A 17,491-nucleotide genomic window follows, 5' to 3' on the forward strand; every position below is an offset into this window, starting at 1 on the left:
GTTATTCGACAATGTCCTCCGTCTCAGAACAATCTTCCATTCCCAAGCAAGCCGAGCATGTCGATGGGGTTTCGGGCGCGGCACGCATCCATATGGGGCTCGCCGAGTTCATCGTGACGATCGCCCTCATGACCGCCAGCGTGGCGCTTGCGATCGACAGCATGCTGCCTGCCCTTCAGAGCATTGGTCAATCGTTCGGTGTTGCAAATCCGAACGACGCGCAGCTTGTCATCGGCATCTTCCTGCTCGGATTCGGCCTCTCGCAGATCTTCTTCGGCAGCCTTTCCGACGCCTTCGGCCGGCGCATCGTGCTGCTCGGCGGCGTTGCGTTCTTCACGCTCACCTCGTTCACCGCGTCACAGGCCACGAGTTTCGAAGCGCTGCTTGTAATGCGCTTCGTCCAAGGCATCGGTGCAGCCGCCATCCGCATCACGACGATGGCAATCGTGCGCGATTGTTTCGGTGGCCGCGAGATGGCACGAGTCATGTCTTACGTGATGATCGTCTTCATGATCATTCCGATCGTCGCTCCGTCTCTCGGCCAGCTTGTGGTCGTCTCCGCAACCTGGCACTGGATCTTCATCCTGATAGGCGGCATCGGTGCAGTGCTCTTCATATGGGCGCTTACCCGGATGAAGGAGTCCCTGCCGCCAGAGGAGCGTCTGCCGCTTTCGGTCGGCGCCGTCCTCTCCGGATTCCGCACGGTACTAACGAACCGCATAACCTGCGGCTATATGATCGGGCTTACGCTCTTTTCCGCCGTGATCTGTGCCTATGTCGTCAGCGTTCAGCAGGTCTTCGGAGAGGTCTACGGTCTTGGCGAGTGGCTGCCGATTGCCTTTGCAGGGACCGCGGGCGGCATTGCAGTTGCCAATTTCGCCAACGGCTTCTTCGTCCGCAGCTTCGGGATGCGCCGCATCTCACATGCAGCGATGATCCTCTTCACGTCGCTGGCGTCGATCGGTTTCGTGCTGTCGCTCGCCGGCACGCCCGCCTTCGCGATCAGCTATCTGCTGTTTTCGATACTGCTGATGTTCTTCGCCGCCATCGCGACGAACTTCACAGCCATCAGTCTTGAGCCGATGGGGCATCTCGCAGGGACGGCGACCGCGATTACCGGCTTCGTGTCGACCACGGGCGGGACACTACTCGGCGCCGGCGTTGGCCAGCTCTTCAACGGCACGCTGCAGCCGTTGTTCGGTGGGTTCGCGCTGTTCGGCCTACTCACCATTCTCGCTACGCTCTGGGCGGAGAACGGCAAGCTCTTCACGCATCCGGGTGACAAGGACGTGGGGCACGACCACGGCGGCCACATCTAGCGCCTGTCGCCAACCCCGACTGGAAACAAGGAGCGTGGCCGGTTTGTACATTGCCACGCTCTCAGTTCACATCCAGGGGCGGCCCGGTGAACCGCAAATTATGCCGGCCAGCGGCCTCCACGATCGCTGGCATATCGTCGGGAATGGAGAACTGGCCCGCCGCCATTTCCGCGAAGAACTCCTCGAAGCCGCCGGGCGTCAGGATCACGAGATGGCGGCAGGGAGTATCCCCGATGACCTGGAAGGTGTGCTCCGATCCGCGGGCGATAAACACCGTCTCTCCCGGTCCTCGCATGAGCTCTTCGCCTCCCAGCCAGAATTTGCACCGGCCCGTGAGAATCACGAAGATCTCGTCTTCGGCCTCGTGGATGTGTCGCGGAGGTCCACTTCCGACCGGAGAAAGGCTGTCGACGATCGACATTTTGCCATCGGTCGCTTTGGTAGACAGAATTGTCCTATATTTGACGCCATTCCAATCGATGGCATCGGCGCAAAAGATCTCGCTATGCATGCTTAGCTCCGTCAAAGCATTCTGATTGACGCGAGCTTATGCTGTGGGGCATTATCGGTCTAACCGATTGTGCAGATACAAGCTATCGTGAAAATCAATTTCGCAACGTTCGACCTCAACCTGATGCGCGTGCTCGACGCCATACTGCGCGAGGGTTCGACTGTTCAGGCGGGTAAGCGGCTGAACATGTCCCAATCGGCAGTGTCGGGCGCGCTGGCCAGGCTCCGGCACGCACTGAAAGACGAACTGTTCGTGCGCCATGGCAACCGCCTGGTTCCGGCCGACTATGCAAGGTCCATCGAATTGCCGCTTAGGGAGGAATTGGACCGACTTGCAATCCTTTTTGCGCCACCGAGCATGTTCGATCCCACAACGGCGGAGGGAACCTTTCGGATCACGGCAAGTGATTTCTTCGCCGAGATGCTGATGCCGGCGCTCGCGGATCTGCTACGCAAGCAGGCGCCAAATATCAGGGCGCAACTGGTCGATCTCGTTCCGAGCAGCTATATCGATAGCCTTGAGAAGTATCATGCCGATTTAGCCTTGATCCCGAACCAGCCCTTTCCAGATTGGGCCAGCAGCCAGCCGCTCTTTTATTCGACCTTCGTCGTGATCACGCGGCGCAGCCATCCCCAACTGACAGCGGCGGGGTTGAGACCAGGCGAAATCGTTCCGATGGAGCTGTTCTGCGAGATTGGACACGTGCTTTTCTCGCCTGAGGGAAATTTCTCGGCCATGGGCGACGCCGCCCTGGCCAGGGTGGGCCGCCGCCGAAAGGTCATGATGACCTTGCCGGTATTCTCGGGGGTTTGCCGCGCAGTTGCGGAAAGCGACCTGATCGCGTTGGTGCCGCGCCAACTTGCCGAGCGAGTCGCTTCGCAGATCGGCCTAGAGACGTACTACCCGCCGATGCCGATTGAGCCACCCTTGATCATTGCAGTCTGGCACCGACGTTCGACATCCAGCCCGCTCCACAGATGGATAAGGGAGAGGATCATCGGGCTGATGCGCCCCCTCAACGAAGGCGAACGCACTGCCATCGCCTAGATGTTCAGACGGTGAAAACCTCACGACGCAACACCTCCCAGCTCTCCTTGTCGGTTGCCAGAAGCAGGCCCCCGTTCGTATGGGCGGGCAGATAGCGCGAGCCATCGAAGCGCGCTGCATAGGCGCCCGCCTCTTCGGCGATCAGCGTGCCGGCCAGGTGGTCCCACGGCATCAGCTTCTGGTACATCAGGAAATGCAGATGGCCGCCGGCAAAGATGCGATACTCGTGCGCCGCGCAGCGATAGCTGGTCGCGATCCTGACCTTGGCCAAATTGCCCATGACGATCCGGCGGTCGTCTTCCTTGTAGAAGCCTGTCGAAGCACCGCCGACCATGGCCTCGAGCGGTACGCCCGCGGTCACAGCCAACTTCTCTTGCGTTCCGTCTGGCCGGCACAGCCAGGCGCCCGCCCCCTTCTCGGCAATGACCCAGTCGTTGCCGAGCGGATCATAAATGATGCCGGCGACGGTCTCGCCCTTGGCGACCACGCTTGCCATCACGCCAAAGAGCGGCAGGCCAGCCGCGAAATTGAAGGTACCGTCGATCGGATCGACAACAATCGCCAAATCGGCACCGGCGAGCTTGTCGAGAAGCGCGGGGTCAGCGGCGACCGATTCCTCGCCGATGAAGACGGCGCCGGGCGCGATCGTCTCGATCCTTGCCTTGATCAGCCTTTCCGCCGCTTCGTCCCCCTCGGTGACGAGATCGATCGCCTCCGACTTCATCCGCACATCGCCCGAGCCAAGATTGCGGAAGCGCGGCAGGATTTCCTTAACCGCCGCCTCCTGCAGAAGGTTGGCAAGTGCGGCGATGTCGACGGAATGACTCATTCTCTGGGCTCCGGAGCAAGGGATTGGAAATCGAAAAGTTTTGGATCAAGCAGGTGCGACGGGTTCACGTGGCCAAGCGCGCGCAACATCGTGTCCTTGCGGCCGGGCATGCGCCGCTCGATGTCGGCAAGCATCGCCTTCATCGCATTGCGTTCGAGACCGTCCTGCGAACCGCAGAGGTCGCAGGGGATGATCGGAAATTCCATGGCCGCCGCAAACTTTGCGAGATCGTCTTCCGCCGCATAGGCAAGCGGCCTCAGCACCATGAGATCGCCTTCGTCGTTGAGAAGCTTGGCCGGCATCGAGGCAAGTCGCCCGCCATGGAAGAGATTCATGAAGAAGGTTTCGAGAATGTCCTCGCGATGGTGACCGAGGACCAGGGCATCACACCCCTCCTCCCGCGCGATGCGATAGAGGTTGCCGCGTCTCAGCCGCGAACAGAGCGAGCAGTAGGTCGCGCCAGTGGGCACTTTTTCCTTCACGATGGAATAGGTATCACGGTACTCGATGCGGTGCTCGACGCCGATCGAGGTCAGGTATTCCGGTAGGATATGCTTCGGGAAGTTCGGCTGGCCCTGATCGAGGTTGCAGGCGACGAGCTCGACCGGTAGAAGCCCGCGCCACTGCAGGTCCATCAGCAGGGCCAGCAGGCTGTAGCTGTCCTTGCCGCCGGAAAGACCGACCAGCCAGCGCTTCGCGCCCTTCAGCATGCCGAAATCGTCGAGTGCCTGGCGCGTTTGCCGCAACAGGCGCTTGCGAAGCTTGTTGAAGGATACGGACGACGGCATCCGGGCAAAAAGCGGATGGGCGCCGGCATCGAGGCCGTTGTTTTCCTCATCGACGATGATGTTCATCCCATCGTGCTCTGACGATCGTGCGAGTTCCATGGCGACAGTCTCGGATTAGGCGGACGGCAACAGCTGCGTCCAGGCGCATAAACCAGCACTTGCCCTGTCCGGCGCTGGAGATCAAGGGGAAACGGCCCGGAACGGCACTATCAAGGGCCGAAGACAGACCAGCCGGTGCGTGCGGCAAGCATTTCGAGAGCCAGCGAACCAAGCAGCGAATTGCCGTTCTCGTTGAGGCCCGGCGACCAGACGGCGATGGAGGCCCTGCCCGGCGCGACCGCCATAATCCCGCCGCCGACACCGCTCTTGCCTGGCAGGCCGACGCGATAGGCGAAATCGCCGGAGCCGTCATAATGGCCGCACGTCAGCATCAGGGCGTTGATGCGGCGCGCACGTTGACGCGAGACGACGGAATGCCCCGTCAGAGGATTGGCGCCGCCGGCTGCCAGGAACAGGCCGGCCTTGGCGAGCTGCACGCAGGTCATCGCCAGCGCGCAATGATGGAAATAGACGCCGAGCACGTGTTCGGCCGGATGATCGAGCCGGCCATAGGAACGCATGAAATTGGCAAGAGCGACATTGCGGAAACCGGTCGCCGTCTCCGAGCGCGCTACCTCGTGGTCGATCACGATCGCGTCGTCGTCGGCAAGATAGCGGACGAACTGCACGATCTCGCCGATCAGTTCCTTCGGCGTGTGGCCTGCGAGGATGAGGTCGCTGATGGTGATCGCACCGGCATTGATGAAGGGATTGCGCGGTTTGCCGCCTTCGTGCTCGAGCTGCACGATCGAATTGAAAGCCGATCCGGACGGCTCGCGCCCGACCCGGTGCCAGATGTTCTCCCCGTGCTTGCCGAGCGCCAGCGTCAGCGTGAACACCTTGGAAATGCTCTGGATCGAAAACGGCACCTCGGCATCGCCAACCCGATATATATGACCGCCCGTTGTTACGATCGCCATGCCGAAACGGCGAGAGTCGACGCGCGCGAGTTGCGGGATGTAGTCGGCCACCTTGCCCTCGCCGAGGCGCGGCGTCAGTTCGCGGTAAATGTCATCGATGATCGCCTGCAGATCTTGCGGCGCCTGCTGCTCCGGCATGCGGCATCCCTCGACACGGATTGATCGGCACATCGTACAAAAAAACCGCCCGTCGCCGGGCGGTTTTTCGAAAGCTCACAAGGCCAAAGCCCCGGATTAACGCGAATAGAATTCGACGACCAGATGCGGTTCCATGACGACCGGGTACGGAACGTCGGTGAGAACCGGAACGCGGACGTAGGTCGCGACCATCTTGTTGTGGTCGGCGTCGATGTAGTCCGGAACGTCGCGCTCAGCGAGCTGCACGGATTCGAGAACCGAAACGAGCTGCTTGGACTTTTCCTTGACTTCGATGACGTCGCCCGGCTTGCAACGGTAGGAACCGATGTTGACGCGGACACCGTTGACCTTGACGTGGCCATGGTTGACGAACTGGCGAGCGGCAAAGACGGTCGGAACGAACTTGGCGCGGTAGACGATCGCGTCGAGGCGCGATTCGAGCAGACCGATCAGGTTTTCCGGGGTATCACCCTTGCGGCGCGAAGCTTCGGCGAAGATCGCACGGAACTGCTTTTCACGGATGTCGCCGTAGTAGCCCTTCAGCTTCTGCTTGGCGCGCAGCTGCACGCCGAAGTCGGAAAGCTTGGACTTGCGGCGCTGACCATGCTGGCCCGGGCCGTATTCACGACGGTTGACCGGGGACTTCGGACGGCCCCAGATGTTTTCGCCCATGCGGCGGTCAATTTTGTACTTGGACGATTCGCGCTTGCTCATCGCATTTCCTTTCAAACGGTTACACCGGCCTGTTGCCAAGCCGGATCAAGGAAACACGCCCTCCTCTGAACCCATTTTGGGAGTTCTGACAGGCCTCTCACGATCACGCGGACGCAAGAAACCACGGGACATGTCAAATGAAACACCGGGCATCGCTGCCCGGCGTTGGGCGGGTCTTTACGCACCGGTCGGTGATTTGTCAACGGAATATGACAGGAATATAGCGATTTTCGCCAGATAGCCGTCACTCGGCGGCCGCCTGCTCCCCGCTGCCGATATCCGGGCCGTTTGCATCCCCCGGCGCAGTCTCGCTGCCGAGGTCGGGGAAAGCGACGATGCGCTTGCCGGAGAAATCCGCATGCACGACGATGAGCCCATGCTCCTCGAAATAGCCGAGCAGCCGCCGTGCACGGCGGGCGGAATGGGTGCCATAAGCGCGCGCGATCATCGCATCCGAAGGACACGGCAGGCCGCGCACCGCTGCCTGCGCCATCATCAGGAACACCGCCTGCAAGTCCTCGCTCACGCGGTCGGCAAGCCGGAGCGCCGATGCCCATGTCTCGGTCGCAGCCGTCTCGGCATCAACCCCTGACCGAGCGACGGCCATCTTGCGGCGGAATGCGCTTAACGAGAGTGCAGGCCCGGGCACCCGCCGGATACGGCAACGAACGAGAAAATCCTGGAAGAGTTCTGCGTCCGGCCGGAAGGCCGCATCCGGATTAGCGAGGATCTCGGCGAACAGGCTGTCGAGCAGCGCGTCGCGTTCCTCCGCCGACATTTCCGGCAGGGCGGGTTTGGTCTCTACCGGCGCCAAAGGCTCGGGGCGCGGCCGCGACAGCTCGGCGAGAATGTCGGTCGCCGGACGCGGCTGCGGGGCGGCCCTGCGCATGATAGGCCGAGTCAACTCTTCCGGATCCGGCGTGAAGATCAGGTCCTCGACATCCTGCGGCGCTTGCGGCAGCGGCATCAGCTTCGGGCTGGTGGAGCGTGCGGAGGTCTCGACGGAGCCGATCGTCACCTTCAGGGGCCGCCGCGACAGCGCGGGTCCGAGCGCGACGAAAGAGCCGCGTTTCAGGTCGCGGAACATCTCGGCGGTGCGGCGGTCCATACCGAGGAGATCGGCGGCGCGCAGCATATCGATATCGAGAAAGGTGCGCCCCATGAGGAAATTCGAGGCCTCGGCCGCGACGTTTTTAGCGAGCTTCGCGAGGCGCTGCGTGGCGATGACGCCGGCAAGCCCCCTCTTGCGGCCGCGGCACATGAGGTTGGTCATCGCGCCGAGCGATACCTTGCGGGCCTCTTCCGAGACGTCACCCCCGACCGATGGCGCGAACATCTGCGCCTCGTCGACGACGACCAGAACGGGGTACCAGTATTCGCGATCCGCATCGAACATCGCATTCAGAAAGACGCCGGCACTGCGCATCTGCTGTTCGATGTCGAGACCTTCCAGCGAAAGGACGCACGAGACGCGGTGCTGGCGGATGCGCGTCGCGATGCCGATCAGTTCTGCATCCGTGCGCTCGCCTTCGATGACCACATGACCGAACTTGTCGGCGAGCGTGACAAAATCGCCTTCGGGATCGATGATGCACTGCTGCACCCAGGGCGCGGACTGTTCGAGCAGACGGCGCAAGAGATGCGACTTTCCGGAGCCGGAATTGCCCTGCACCAGCAGGCGCGTTGCCAGAAGCTCCTCGATATCGAGCGAGGCCGAAGTCCCTTCGGACGTCGTTCCCATGTCGATGCCGACTTTCATTCCCACCTCTTCATTACATATTGATTCGCGTCACCGCCGACCGCCGGAAGCGTGCAGAGGTAGCATGGATCGCCTGTCGGCAAAGGCCGGTGATTGCGACAACCCACAAGGAATACTTTGTGCAAAGCTCGTGAGTGCCTCAGTCCACTTGCAATGAACAGTTGAGAAGGCCGAAGCAACCATTATTGTGCACAGCCATACCTCGCATAACGCGTGCGTTTCAACGAGTGGCTACGGACTGCGATGGGCCAGAACGAGATCAAGACCCAAGTCGAAATGCATGAACTCGATGAGCGCATGCGGAAGGCGCACAAGGACGCCTATCGAGTCCGATCGAAGAACGAGGCAGCGCAAATGAGGTCGCTTACCGCGGCACTCGCAAGCATCTTGATTGTGCTTCTCGCTGCCCTTTGGTTCCTGTTCGGGGCCTTTTAAGAAGCAATCGGCTCGTTCGCTCGCTCACGGAGAACCGTGTCTGATGTGACCGTCAGACCAAAGCCCTGCATCAGCCGCCGCGTGGCGAAGTCCGGCTTTCCCGAGGTGAAGACCGCCGGATCGAATCCGTTCAATGGCTCGAACCCGTTCGGCAGTGGCACGAGCGAGCGGGCGCGCCGCGCAATCGCTTCGGCTGGGTCGAGCCAATCGACCGGCCATGGCGCGAGCCGCCGGAAGCCGTTCGCCATGAAGGGGTAATGCGTGCAGGCAAGCACCACGATATCGGTCTTTTTCCCATCCCTTTCGACGAAACATGGCGCGATCTCAACCAGGATCGCCTCGTCATCGAGCTTCTCACCGCGGATATACGCTTCCGCCATGCGCGCCAGATTTTCCGAGCCGACGAGCCGGACATGGCATTGCGAAGCGAAGGACTGGATGAGATCGCGCGTATAGGCGCGTTTGACCGTGCCGGGTGTTGCGAGAACCGAGACCAGACCGGAACGCGTCCGCTCCGCTGCGGGCTTGATCGCCGGCACCGTGCCGACGAAGGTCATCCGCGGATAGGCGGCGCGAAGGTCGGCGCCGACGAGCGTGAAGGCGGTATTGCAGGCGATGATGCAGATTTCCGGGTCGTGCGCGGCGAGCAGTTCGCCGAAGAGCGCGATCACGCGCTCCTTCAACGCCTCCTCCTCCCAACCGCCATAAGGAAAACCGGCGTCGTCGGCGACGTAAATGAAATGCCGCTCCGGCATCAGCACGCGCGCCTCGCGCAGCACCGTCAGCCCACCGATCCCGCTGTCAAAGACGAGTATGGGTTTCAGTTCACTCGTTGTCACCGCCGCCTTGCACTTTCCTGTTGCGCCCTGCCGGTGCGCCGGAGCCGCGCGGATTTTCGCGCGTAAACCGGTCGAGCGAAGAGATGACGCCGCGCAGCACCTGGATTTCGGATTCGGTAAAGGATGGTCTCGTCAGAACAGCGCGGAGATTTTCGACCAATTTCGGCTTTTTGTCGGCGGAGCGGAAGTAATTGCGTGCTTCAAGGGCGTCTTCCAAATGATCGAACAGGCCTTGCAGATGTTCCTTGGTCGCCGGGCGCTGTGCGATCGCGTGGAACGACGTTTCGTCTTCCGACTCCATGCCGGTCTTCATCCACTCGTAGGACATCAGCAGCACGGCCTGCGCGAGGTTCAGTGAAGCGAATGCCGGATTGACCGGGAAGGTCACGATCTCGTCGGCGAGCGCCACCTCCTCGTTGGTGAGGCCCGTGCGTTCGCGGCCGAAGATGATGCCAACCGCCTCCCCGCCTTTAAACCGTTGGCGCAGTGTCCGTGCCGCGACGATCGGCGAGCGCACAGGTTTGTAGCCGTCACGATCGCGCGCCGTGGTCGCGTAGACAAAGTTCAAATCCGCGATCGCGTCCTCAAGCGAGCCGTAGAGCTTGGCGCCATCGATGACATGGTCGGCGCGGCTTGCGGCGGAGCGCGCCTTTTCACTCGGCCAGCCGTCGCGCGGATTGACGAGGCGCAGTTCCGACAGCCCGAAATTGGCCATGGCGCGCGCCACCATGCCGATATTCTCGCCGAGTTGGGGGTAAGCGAGGATGATCGCCGGACCTTCCGTCAAGAGTTCGCGCTCGCTGTTCGTACCTGCCATTGCCTAAGCCTTCGCCTTCTGTTCGGCGCTTCCTTGCACAATTGTCCGCGAAATTAAAGTCTGGCGTTGAGCCCCGGCGAGACGGCAAATGGCTGCCCGCCTCCCTCCAAAGTTTCACCCACGCATGCTTTGCCTTGCCGGTTCACAGTGCTATAGGGCTCTGGATTTCTCCCACCCGGGGGGCGTCGCGCGCGATGCTCCGCAAACTACGAGGCATATCCATGGCAAAGATCAAGGTCGCCAATCCGGTCGTCGAACTCGACGGCGACGAGATGACCCGCATCATCTGGCAGTTCATCAAGGACAAGCTGATCCATCCTTATCTCGACCTCGATCTCGAATATTATGACCTCAGTGTCGAGAACCGCGACGCGACCGAAGACCAGGTGACAGTCGACGCCGCCAACGCCATCAAGAAGCATGGCGTCGGCGTCAAGTGCGCGACGATCACGCCGGACGAGGCCCGTGTCGAGGAGTTCAAGCTGAAGAAGATGTGGAAGTCGCCGAACGGCACGATCCGCAACATTCTGGGCGGCGTTATCTTCCGCGAGCCGATCATCTGCAAGAACGTGCCGCGCCTCGTTCCCGGCTGGACCAAGCCGATCATCGTCGGACGTCACGCCTTCGGCGACCAGTATCGCGCGACGGACTTCAAGTTCCCGGGCAAGGGCAAGCTTTCGATCAAGTTCGTCGGCGAAGACGGCCAGACGATCGAGCACGACGTCTATGACGCCCCCGGCGCCGGCGTCGCGATGGCCATGTACAACCTCGACGAATCGATCACCGAGTTCGCCCGCGCTTCGTTCAACTATGGCCTGCAGCGCAAGGTTCCGGTCTACCTCTCGACCAAGAACACGATCCTGAAAGCCTATGACGGCCGCTTCAAGGACATCTTCCAGAAGGTGTTCGAAGAGGAATTCGCCGAACAGTTCAAGGCGGAGAAGCTCTGGTACGAACATCGCCTGATCGATGACATGGTGGCTTCGGCGCTCAAGTGGTCCGGCGGTTATGTCTGGGCGTGCAAGAACTATGACGGTGACGTCCAGTCCGATATCGTCGCCCAGGGCTTCGGCTCGCTCGGCCTGATGACCTCGGTGCTGATGACGCCGGACGGCAAGACGGTCGAAGCCGAAGCCGCGCACGGCACGGTGACGCGCCACTACCGCCAGCACCAGAAGGGCGAGGAAACCTCGACCAACTCGATCGCCTCGATCTTCGCCTGGACCCGTGGCCTTGCCCACCGCGCCAAGCTCGACGGCAATGCCGAACTCGCCAAGTTCGCCGAGACGCTCGAGCGCGTCTGCGTCGAAACGGTCGAAGCCGGCTTCATGACCAAGGACCTGGCCCTGCTGATCGGCCCCGACCAGCCGTGGCTTTCGACCACCGGTTTCCTCGACAAGATCGACGAGAACCTCAAGAAGGCAATGGCTGCGTAAGCAGCCAACCTGATAGGAAGTCTTGGAACCCGGCCATGCGCCGGGTTTCTTGTATTTATCGGTTCCTTTAGAACCGACGACCAGCCGGGTGTCCGGCACACGCATCATAACGCTCCCTCACCTTGCCTCTGCGCCTTCGCGCCGCAGCAGGGACCAAAAGGCGCCGGGATTCCCTTCGGCCCGGTGCCGGAGAGAGGGTGCCGCCAGGCGGGTGAGGGTAAATTGCCGATGGAACGCCTACAGCACTCGATAATTTCCCGATCGACGTTCCCAACTATGGGCATGAGCGGATGGACCGAGCGGCACCAAAGCCGGTAAGACTCGTCGCCTTCGATATAGACGGCACGCTTCTTGGCGATGATCGAGCTGCGAATCGCTTTCGCTTGGCCTGGCAGGCGCTCGACGACAATAAGAGGCCGCTGCTTATCTATAATAGTGGCCGACCGATCAACGACATATTGGCGCTCGTGGATGTCGATCAGTTGCCGCCGCCTGACTACGTGATTGGCGGCGTCGGTACGATGATAGCCGACGGGCGTAAAAGGAAACGGTTGCAGGCGTTCACCGAGGAACTTGGCCCTCCCATCGACGTCAAGGCGGTCACCGCGATCATGGAGACGGTGGAAGGCGCAGTTCCGCAAGCAGCCGTCGACCAACATGCTCACAAGGCGAGCTGGCGTTTGCCGGAGGCGCGAGAGGAGGAAATCTCTGCCATCGGGCAACGGCTGGCATCCGCAGGATTGGACGTGAAGCTGATCTATTCCAGCAGCTGGGATCTCGACATATTGCCGCGCGCCGGCGGCAAGGGCAGCGCGCTCGCCTGGATCTGCCGGGAGCTTGCTGTCGATCTCGACAAGGTGGCGGTCGCCGGCGACACCGGCAATGACCGCGAGATGTTCGACCTGCCGCGCGTGCGCGGGGTGGTGGTCGCCAATGCGCTTGCCGAACTACGCCAGGCCGTCGCGCACGAGAAGCGGCATTTTCTCGCGCGGAATTCCCATGCCGACGGCGTGCTCGAAGGCCTGCGCCATTGGGGCGTCATCGGATAGGTCCGGTCCTTCGGTCCGCGCTGGCGTCGCCAGTCATTCAGCGGAGAGACTTCCATGGCGAGTGAACCCAATAAAGCATAGATGGAATTGACAAATCCTGCGGACATCGAGCGCTCGATTGCAACCGCTTGTTCGGCGTAGCGACTCATATAGTCTGACGATGTCCAGTACGCGTTGCCCGCCAGAGTGGATTCCCGAAAGTCTCGTCGATGCCCGATTCTCTCGTCCCCAAAACGGTAAGCGTCTTTAGAGAAGGATATGGTGCTGCTCGCCTGAAGGCGGACGCCTTTGCCGGGTTGACCGTCGCTATCGTCGCCCTGCCGCTATCCATGGCGATCGCGATTGCCTCCGGCGTTACGCCTGATCGCGGGCTCTACACCGCGATTGTCGGCGGTTTCCTGGTTTCGCTGCTCGGCGGCAGCCGGGTGCAGATTGGTGGCCCTGCTGGCGCTTTCATCGTGCTCGTGGCTGCCACCGGTGCGAGGCACGGCCTCGACGGCCTGCTGTTGGCCACGGCGATGTCGGGCGTCATGCTCGTTGCCGCAGGGTACCTGCGGCTTGGCAACTACATCAAGTTCATCCCCTACCCGGTGACCGTGGGCTTTACAGCCGGGATCGCGGTGATCATCTTCGCCAGCCAATTACGCGACCTCTTCGGCCTGACACTCAGCGGCCGCGAGCCAGGGCCCATCATTGAGAAAGTCGCGACACTTGGACTTGCCGCCGGTACGGTCAACTGGGCAGCAGTTCTGACGGCCGCGCTAACGATCGGCATCATTCTCGCGCTGCGCAAGCTGCGACCGCATTGGCCCGGCATGCTGATTGCCGTTGCCGCCGCTTCTGCCTTCGTCGCTCTCCTGCAATTACCGACGGAAACGATCGGCACGCGTTTCGGCGGCATTCCACGTGGCCTTCCTTCACCGACCCTTCCGCCTTTCTCGCTCGAGAAGGCGGCCGCCGTCTTTCCGGATGCCGTCTCCTTTGCGCTCCTCGGTGCAATCGAGTCCTTGCTGTCGGCCGTTGTCGCCGACGGCATGACCGGGCGCCGCCACCGTTCGAGCATGGAATTGATCGCGCAGGGAACCGCGAACTTTTGCTCGGCGCTCTTCGGCGGGATCTGCGTGACCGGGACGATCGCCCGCACGGCGACGAATGTGCGAGCAGGCGGAACCAGCCCGGTCTCCGGCATGCTGCATTCCATCTTCCTCCTTCTATTCATGCTGCTCGCCGCTCCGCTCGCGAGCTACATCCCGCTCGCCTCGCTGGCCGGCGTGCTCGCCGTCGTTGCCTGGAACATGATCGAGAAGCCCGCGTTCATGGCGCTGCTGCGATCCTCCTACGGTGACGCGGTCGTGCTTCTGGCGACCTTCATCATCGTCGTCTTCCGCGAGCTGACGGAAGGCATCGTGATCGGCTTCGCGCTTGGCGCGGTTCTTTTCATCGACCGCATGGCAAAGAGCATCTCTGTCGGAGAAACAAAACCACTGGAGGCCCTGAAAGAGGAGAATGGAGAGGAAGAACATCCGGTCGTCGCGGATGATCCGGACACGGTCATCTATCGGATCTCGGGCATCTTCTTCTTCGGCTCGGCCGCAACCGTCGGCACTGTCCTCGACCGCATCGCCGACCAGCGCCGGAATTTCATTCTCGATTGCTCGGAAGTACCCTTCATGGACTCGACGGCCGCCAATGTCATCGAGGGAACGCTGCGGAAGGCAGAGCGGACGGGCGTCCGTTTCTTCATCACCGGCGCCAGGTCGCAGGTGCGCCGCACGCTCCGCCAGCATGACGTTCGCCCACCACGTGTCGTGATGCGTGCCTCGGTTCAGGCGGCGCTCGCCAGTATCCGCAGCGAAAAGAGTGCATGAAAAAAGGGCGCCGCAGCGCCCTTTCCTTGTTTGCTCAAGCGTAGGTCAACCGGCGAGCGCCACGGCGACCGCTTCGATCGCTTCAGCTGCACGATTACCATCCGGTCCGCCGGCCTGGGCCATGTCCGGGCGTCCACCGCCGCCCTTGCCGCCGAGTGCGGCCGAAGCGACGCGCACCAGATCGACGGCGCTAACCTTCGAGGTGAGGTCGTCGGTAACAGCCACCACCGCGCTCGCCTTACCGTCGCCGGAAACACCGACGAAGGCGACAACGCCCGAACCGAGCGTCTTCTTGCCGTCATCGGCGAGGCTCTTCAGGTCCTTCGGTTCGACGCCGGACACGACCCTGCCAAGGAAGCGGACGCCGGCGATATCACGGGCGGCATCGGCCGAACCATTCTGGCCATCGCCGACGAGAGCAAGCTTCTTCTTAGCCTCGGTCAGTTCCCGCTCTAACTTGCGGCGCTCGTCTAGCAGGGCCTCGACCCGGCCGAGAACATCCGCCGGCTGGACCTTGAGCGCGGATGCCAGCGTCTTCACCCGCTCATCCTGCTCGTTGAGGTAGGCGCGAGCCGCCTCGCCCGTCAGTGCCTCGATCCGACGCACGCCGGCACCGACCGCACTTTCAGAGACGACCCGTACGAGACCGATGTCTCCGGTCGCCGATACATGCGTGCCGCCGCAGAGTTCGACCGAATAAGGCTTTCCGGCCGTCGACCCGCGAACGCCCTGCCCCATCGAGACGACGCGGACCTCGTCGCCATATTTCTCCCCGAAGAGCGCCATGGCGCCTTCCGCAATCGCGTCGTCGACGGTCATCAGTCGCGTCGTCACCGGCGAATTCTGAACGATAATCTCGTTCGCCATCTCCTCGACGACCTTCAACTCGTCCGCCGTCATCGGCTTCGGATGCGATACGTCGAAGCGCAGCCGCTCCGGCGCGACAAGCGAGCCTTTCTGCGCCACATGCGTGCCGAGCACCTCGCGCAGCGCCTCATGCAGCAGGTGGGTCGCGGAGTGATTGGAGCGGAGCCGGGTGCGGCGCGCATGATCGACGGTCAGCGCGGCCGCCTCGCCGGTTTTCACGCTGCCTTCGGCGACAACGCAGTAGTGGACAAAGAGCCCCTCGCCGCGCTTCTGGGTGTCGGTGACCGTCAGCTTGCCAGTGTCGGTCGCGATGACGCCGGTATCGCCCATCTGACCGCCGGATTCGCCATAGAAGGGTGTCTGGTTCAGGATCACCTGAACGGTCTCGCCCTTCGCAGCGGATTCGACTACAGCACCATCGCGGACGATCGCCTGGATCACGCCTTCGGCGGCCTCGGTGTCATAGCCGAGGAATTCCGTCGTGCCGTGCTTTTCCTTGAGCTCAAACCAGATCGTCTCGGTTGCGGCTTCACCGGATCCGGCCCAGTTTGCGCGGGCCTCCGCCTTCTGCCGTTCCATTGCCGCGGAAAACGCATCGGTATCGACCGTGATGCCCTTGGCGCGCAGCGCGTCCTGCGTCAGGTCGAGCGGGAAGCCGTAGGTGTCGTAAAGCTTGAAGGCTGTCTCGCCGTTGAACTGATCGCCCTCGGAAAGATCTGCCGAGGCTTCTGAAAGGAGGTTCAGACCGCGCTCCAGCGTCTTGCGGAAACGGGTCTCTTCCAGTTTCAGCGTCTCCGAGATCAGCGCTTCGGCGCGGGCAAGTTCCGGATAGGCGCGGCCCATCTGGCCGACCAGCGCCGGCAGGAGCTTCCACATCAGCGGTTCCTGCGCGCCGAGCAACTGTGCGTGGCGCATGGCCCGACGCATGATACGGCGCAGCACATAGCCGCGGCCTTCGTTCGACGGCAGCACGCCGTCGGCGATCAGGAAGGCGGACGAACGCAGATGGTCGGCGATGACGCGGTGGCTGGCGCGGCGGTCGCCCTCCGCCTTCACGCCTGTTGCTTCTTCGGAAGCAGCTATCAGCGCGCGGAAAAGATCGATGTCATAGTTGTCGTGCTGGCCCTGCAGGACGGCCGCAACACGCTCCAGTCCCATGCCGGTATCGATCGACGGGCGCGGAAGATCAATGCGCTCTTCCTTGGTGACCTGCTCGTATTGCATAAATACGAGATTCCAGATCTCGATGAAGCGGTCGCCATCTTCTTCGGCCGAACCAGGTGGTCCGCCCCAGATCTGCTCGCCATGATCGTAGAAAATCTCTGAGCACGGGCCGCAAGGGCCGGTATCACCCATCGCCCAGAAGTTATCGCTGGTCGGAATGCGGATGATCCTGTCGTCGCTCAATCCGGCGATTTTCTTCCAGAGGCCGAAGGCTTCGTCGTCGGTATGATAGACGGTGACGAGCAACCGCTTGGCGTCGAGGCCGTATTCCTTGGTGATCAGGTTCCAGGCGAGCTCGATCGCGCGTTCCTTGAAATAGTCGCCGAACGAGAAGTTGCCGAGCATCTCGAAGAATGTATGGTGCCGGGCGGTGTAGCCGACATTGTCGAGGTCGTTGTGCTTGCCGCCGGCGCGCACGCATTTCTGCGCGGTCGCGGCCGTCGAATAGGGGCGCTGCTCCAGGCCGGTAAAGACGTTCTTGAACTGCACCATGCCGGCATTGGTGAACATCAGTGTCGGGTCGTTGCGCGGCACCAGGGGGCTCGACGGCACGATCTCGTGACCGTTCTTGCGGAAATAGTCGAGAAACATCGACCGGATTTCATTCACGCCGCTCATCTTGCGTCCTATCTGTGCACCATTCCCGGTCGCGACCACACTTTTGCCGGGCCGCGCACCGCAATCTTCAACCCCGCGTCTATCGGCAATAGACACGCCCTCCAGCAACGTCGGTCGCTGGAACCAAAGGCTTTTATCTTCCGTGTCTCACGCTGTCCAGACGGCAGCAAAAAACCGGCCGTCCGGAAAAACGACCGGCTTTATCCAAATCTTA

The 17,491-nt window shown here is 61.9% G+C and carries 14 protein-coding genes; 5 read left to right on the top strand and 9 right to left on the bottom strand.

The genetic code is table 11. From position 1 onward, the window contains the following. Positions 1-11 precede the first annotated feature (11 nt). Positions 12-1,319: a multidrug effflux MFS transporter gene (locus QN222_RS01025; RefSeq protein WP_283964551.1), complete on the top strand. Its 1,308-nt coding sequence runs from the start codon at positions 12-14 to the stop codon at positions 1,317-1,319. Positions 1,320-1,380: 61 nt separating this feature from the next. Here the strand turns inward: QN222_RS01025 and QN222_RS01030 are convergent, their stop codons facing one another. Then, positions 1,381-1,740, bottom strand: a complete 360-nt coding sequence (locus QN222_RS01030) for a cupin domain-containing protein (protein ID WP_283964552.1) — start codon at positions 1,738-1,740, stop codon at positions 1,381-1,383. Positions 1,741-1,953: 213 nt separating this feature from the next. Between QN222_RS01030 and QN222_RS01035 the strand changes: the two genes are divergently transcribed. Next, positions 1,954-2,877, top strand: a complete 924-nt coding sequence (locus QN222_RS01035; protein WP_284005146.1) for a LysR family transcriptional regulator — start codon at positions 1,954-1,956, stop codon at positions 2,875-2,877. A 4-nt stretch (positions 2,878-2,881) separates the two neighbouring features. On the opposite strand, the gene QN222_RS01040 is transcribed toward QN222_RS01035, so the two are convergent. The 7 genes from QN222_RS01040 to QN222_RS01070 form a co-directional block, all read right to left on the bottom strand. Beyond that, positions 2,882-3,706: an inositol monophosphatase family protein gene (locus tag QN222_RS01040; RefSeq protein ID WP_283965936.1), complete on the bottom strand. Its 825-nt coding sequence runs from the start codon at positions 3,704-3,706 to the stop codon at positions 2,882-2,884. After that, entirely contained in the window at positions 3,703-4,593 is an 891-nt protein-coding gene (gene ttcA, locus QN222_RS01045; protein ID WP_283965937.1) for a tRNA 2-thiocytidine(32) synthetase TtcA, read from the bottom strand. Before ttcA ends, QN222_RS01040 begins: the two co-directional genes overlap by 4 nt. Before the next feature lie 110 nt (positions 4,594-4,703). Further along, positions 4,704-5,651 carry a glutaminase gene (locus tag QN222_RS01050; protein ID WP_284005147.1) on the bottom strand — a complete coding sequence of 316 codons (948 nt, stop codon included), beginning with the start codon at positions 5,649-5,651 and terminating at the stop codon, positions 4,704-4,706. 96 nt (positions 5,652-5,747) lie between these two features. Continuing rightward, positions 5,748-6,365 (bottom strand): 30S ribosomal protein S4, encoded by a 618-nt coding sequence (rpsD, locus tag QN222_RS01055; RefSeq protein ID WP_173513251.1) that lies wholly within the window; start codon positions 6,363-6,365, stop codon positions 5,748-5,750. A 244-nt stretch (positions 6,366-6,609) separates the two neighbouring features. Then, complete coding sequence (locus QN222_RS01060; protein ID WP_284005148.1) at positions 6,610-8,124, bottom strand: ATP-binding protein; 1,515 nt, start codon at positions 8,122-8,124, stop codon at positions 6,610-6,612. A 431-nt stretch (positions 8,125-8,555) separates the two neighbouring features. Beyond that, a complete protein-coding gene (murI, locus tag QN222_RS01065; protein WP_284005150.1) occupies positions 8,556-9,398 on the bottom strand; it encodes a glutamate racemase in 843 nt (280 codons plus the stop codon). Next, positions 9,385-10,215 (bottom strand): RNA methyltransferase, encoded by an 831-nt coding sequence (locus QN222_RS01070; protein ID WP_283965731.1) that lies wholly within the window; start codon positions 10,213-10,215, stop codon positions 9,385-9,387. Before QN222_RS01070 ends, murI begins: the two co-directional genes overlap by 14 nt. A 221-nt stretch (positions 10,216-10,436) precedes the next feature. Between QN222_RS01070 and QN222_RS01075 the strand changes: the two genes are divergently transcribed. The 3 genes from QN222_RS01075 to QN222_RS01085 all read left to right on the top strand — a co-directional run bounded on the left by QN222_RS01075 (position 10,437) and on the right by QN222_RS01085 (position 14,568). Then, positions 10,437-11,651 carry an NADP-dependent isocitrate dehydrogenase gene (locus QN222_RS01075; protein WP_283965730.1) on the top strand — a complete coding sequence of 405 codons (1,215 nt, stop codon included), beginning with the start codon at positions 10,437-10,439 and terminating at the stop codon, positions 11,649-11,651. Positions 11,652-11,941: 290 nt separating this feature from the next. Continuing rightward, the gene (locus QN222_RS01080; protein WP_283965729.1) at positions 11,942-12,700 is read left to right on the top strand and encodes an HAD-IIB family hydrolase; all 759 of its coding nucleotides are present in this window, start codon (positions 11,942-11,944) and stop codon (positions 12,698-12,700) included. A gap of 209 nt (positions 12,701-12,909) precedes the next feature. Further along, positions 12,910-14,568 carry a SulP family inorganic anion transporter gene (locus QN222_RS01085; RefSeq protein WP_283965728.1) on the top strand — a complete coding sequence of 553 codons (1,659 nt, stop codon included), beginning with the start codon at positions 12,910-12,912 and terminating at the stop codon, positions 14,566-14,568. A gap of 45 nt (positions 14,569-14,613) precedes the next feature. Here QN222_RS01085 and alaS read toward each other — a convergent pair whose 3' ends face one another. Further along, positions 14,614-17,277 carry an alanine--tRNA ligase gene (gene alaS, locus QN222_RS01090; RefSeq protein ID WP_284005152.1) on the bottom strand — a complete coding sequence of 888 codons (2,664 nt, stop codon included), beginning with the start codon at positions 17,275-17,277 and terminating at the stop codon, positions 14,614-14,616. Positions 17,278-17,491: the final 214 nt, after the last annotated feature.

Source organism: Sinorhizobium sp. 6-70, from assembly GCF_030124375.1.
Lineage (GTDB): Bacteria > Pseudomonadota > Alphaproteobacteria > Rhizobiales > Rhizobiaceae > Sinorhizobium.

Excerpts from the sequence above, each read along its gene's own strand:
- QN222_RS01025 (WP_283964551.1), top strand. The coding sequence starts at position 12 with ATGTCCTCCGTCTCAGAACAATCTTCCATTCCCAAGCAAGCCGAGCAT.
- QN222_RS01030 (WP_283964552.1), bottom strand. The coding sequence starts at position 1,740 with ATGTCGATCGTCGACAGCCTTTCTCCGGTCGGAAGTGGACCTCCGCGA.
- QN222_RS01035 (WP_284005146.1), top strand. The coding sequence starts at position 1,954 with ATGCGCGTGCTCGACGCCATACTGCGCGAGGGTTCGACTGTTCAGGCG.
- QN222_RS01040 (WP_283965936.1), bottom strand. The coding sequence starts at position 3,706 with ATGAGTCATTCCGTCGACATCGCCGCACTTGCCAACCTTCTGCAGGAG.
- ttcA (WP_283965937.1), bottom strand. The coding sequence starts at position 4,593 with ATGGAACTCGCACGATCGTCAGAGCACGATGGGATGAACATCATCGTC.
- QN222_RS01050 (WP_284005147.1), bottom strand. The coding sequence starts at position 5,651 with ATGCCGGAGCAGCAGGCGCCGCAAGATCTGCAGGCGATCATCGATGAC.
- rpsD (WP_173513251.1), bottom strand. The coding sequence starts at position 6,365 with ATGAGCAAGCGCGAATCGTCCAAGTACAAAATTGACCGCCGCATGGGC.
- QN222_RS01060 (WP_284005148.1), bottom strand. The coding sequence starts at position 8,124 with ATGAAAGTCGGCATCGACATGGGAACGACGTCCGAAGGGACTTCGGCC.
- QN222_RS01070 (WP_283965731.1), bottom strand. The coding sequence starts at position 10,215 with ATGGCAGGTACGAACAGCGAGCGCGAACTCTTGACGGAAGGTCCGGCG.
- QN222_RS01075 (WP_283965730.1), top strand. The coding sequence starts at position 10,437 with ATGGCAAAGATCAAGGTCGCCAATCCGGTCGTCGAACTCGACGGCGAC.
- QN222_RS01080 (WP_283965729.1), top strand. The coding sequence starts at position 11,942 with ATGGACCGAGCGGCACCAAAGCCGGTAAGACTCGTCGCCTTCGATATA.
- QN222_RS01085 (WP_283965728.1), top strand. The coding sequence starts at position 12,910 with ATGCCCGATTCTCTCGTCCCCAAAACGGTAAGCGTCTTTAGAGAAGGA.
- alaS (WP_284005152.1), bottom strand. The coding sequence starts at position 17,277 with ATGAGCGGCGTGAATGAAATCCGGTCGATGTTTCTCGACTATTTCCGC.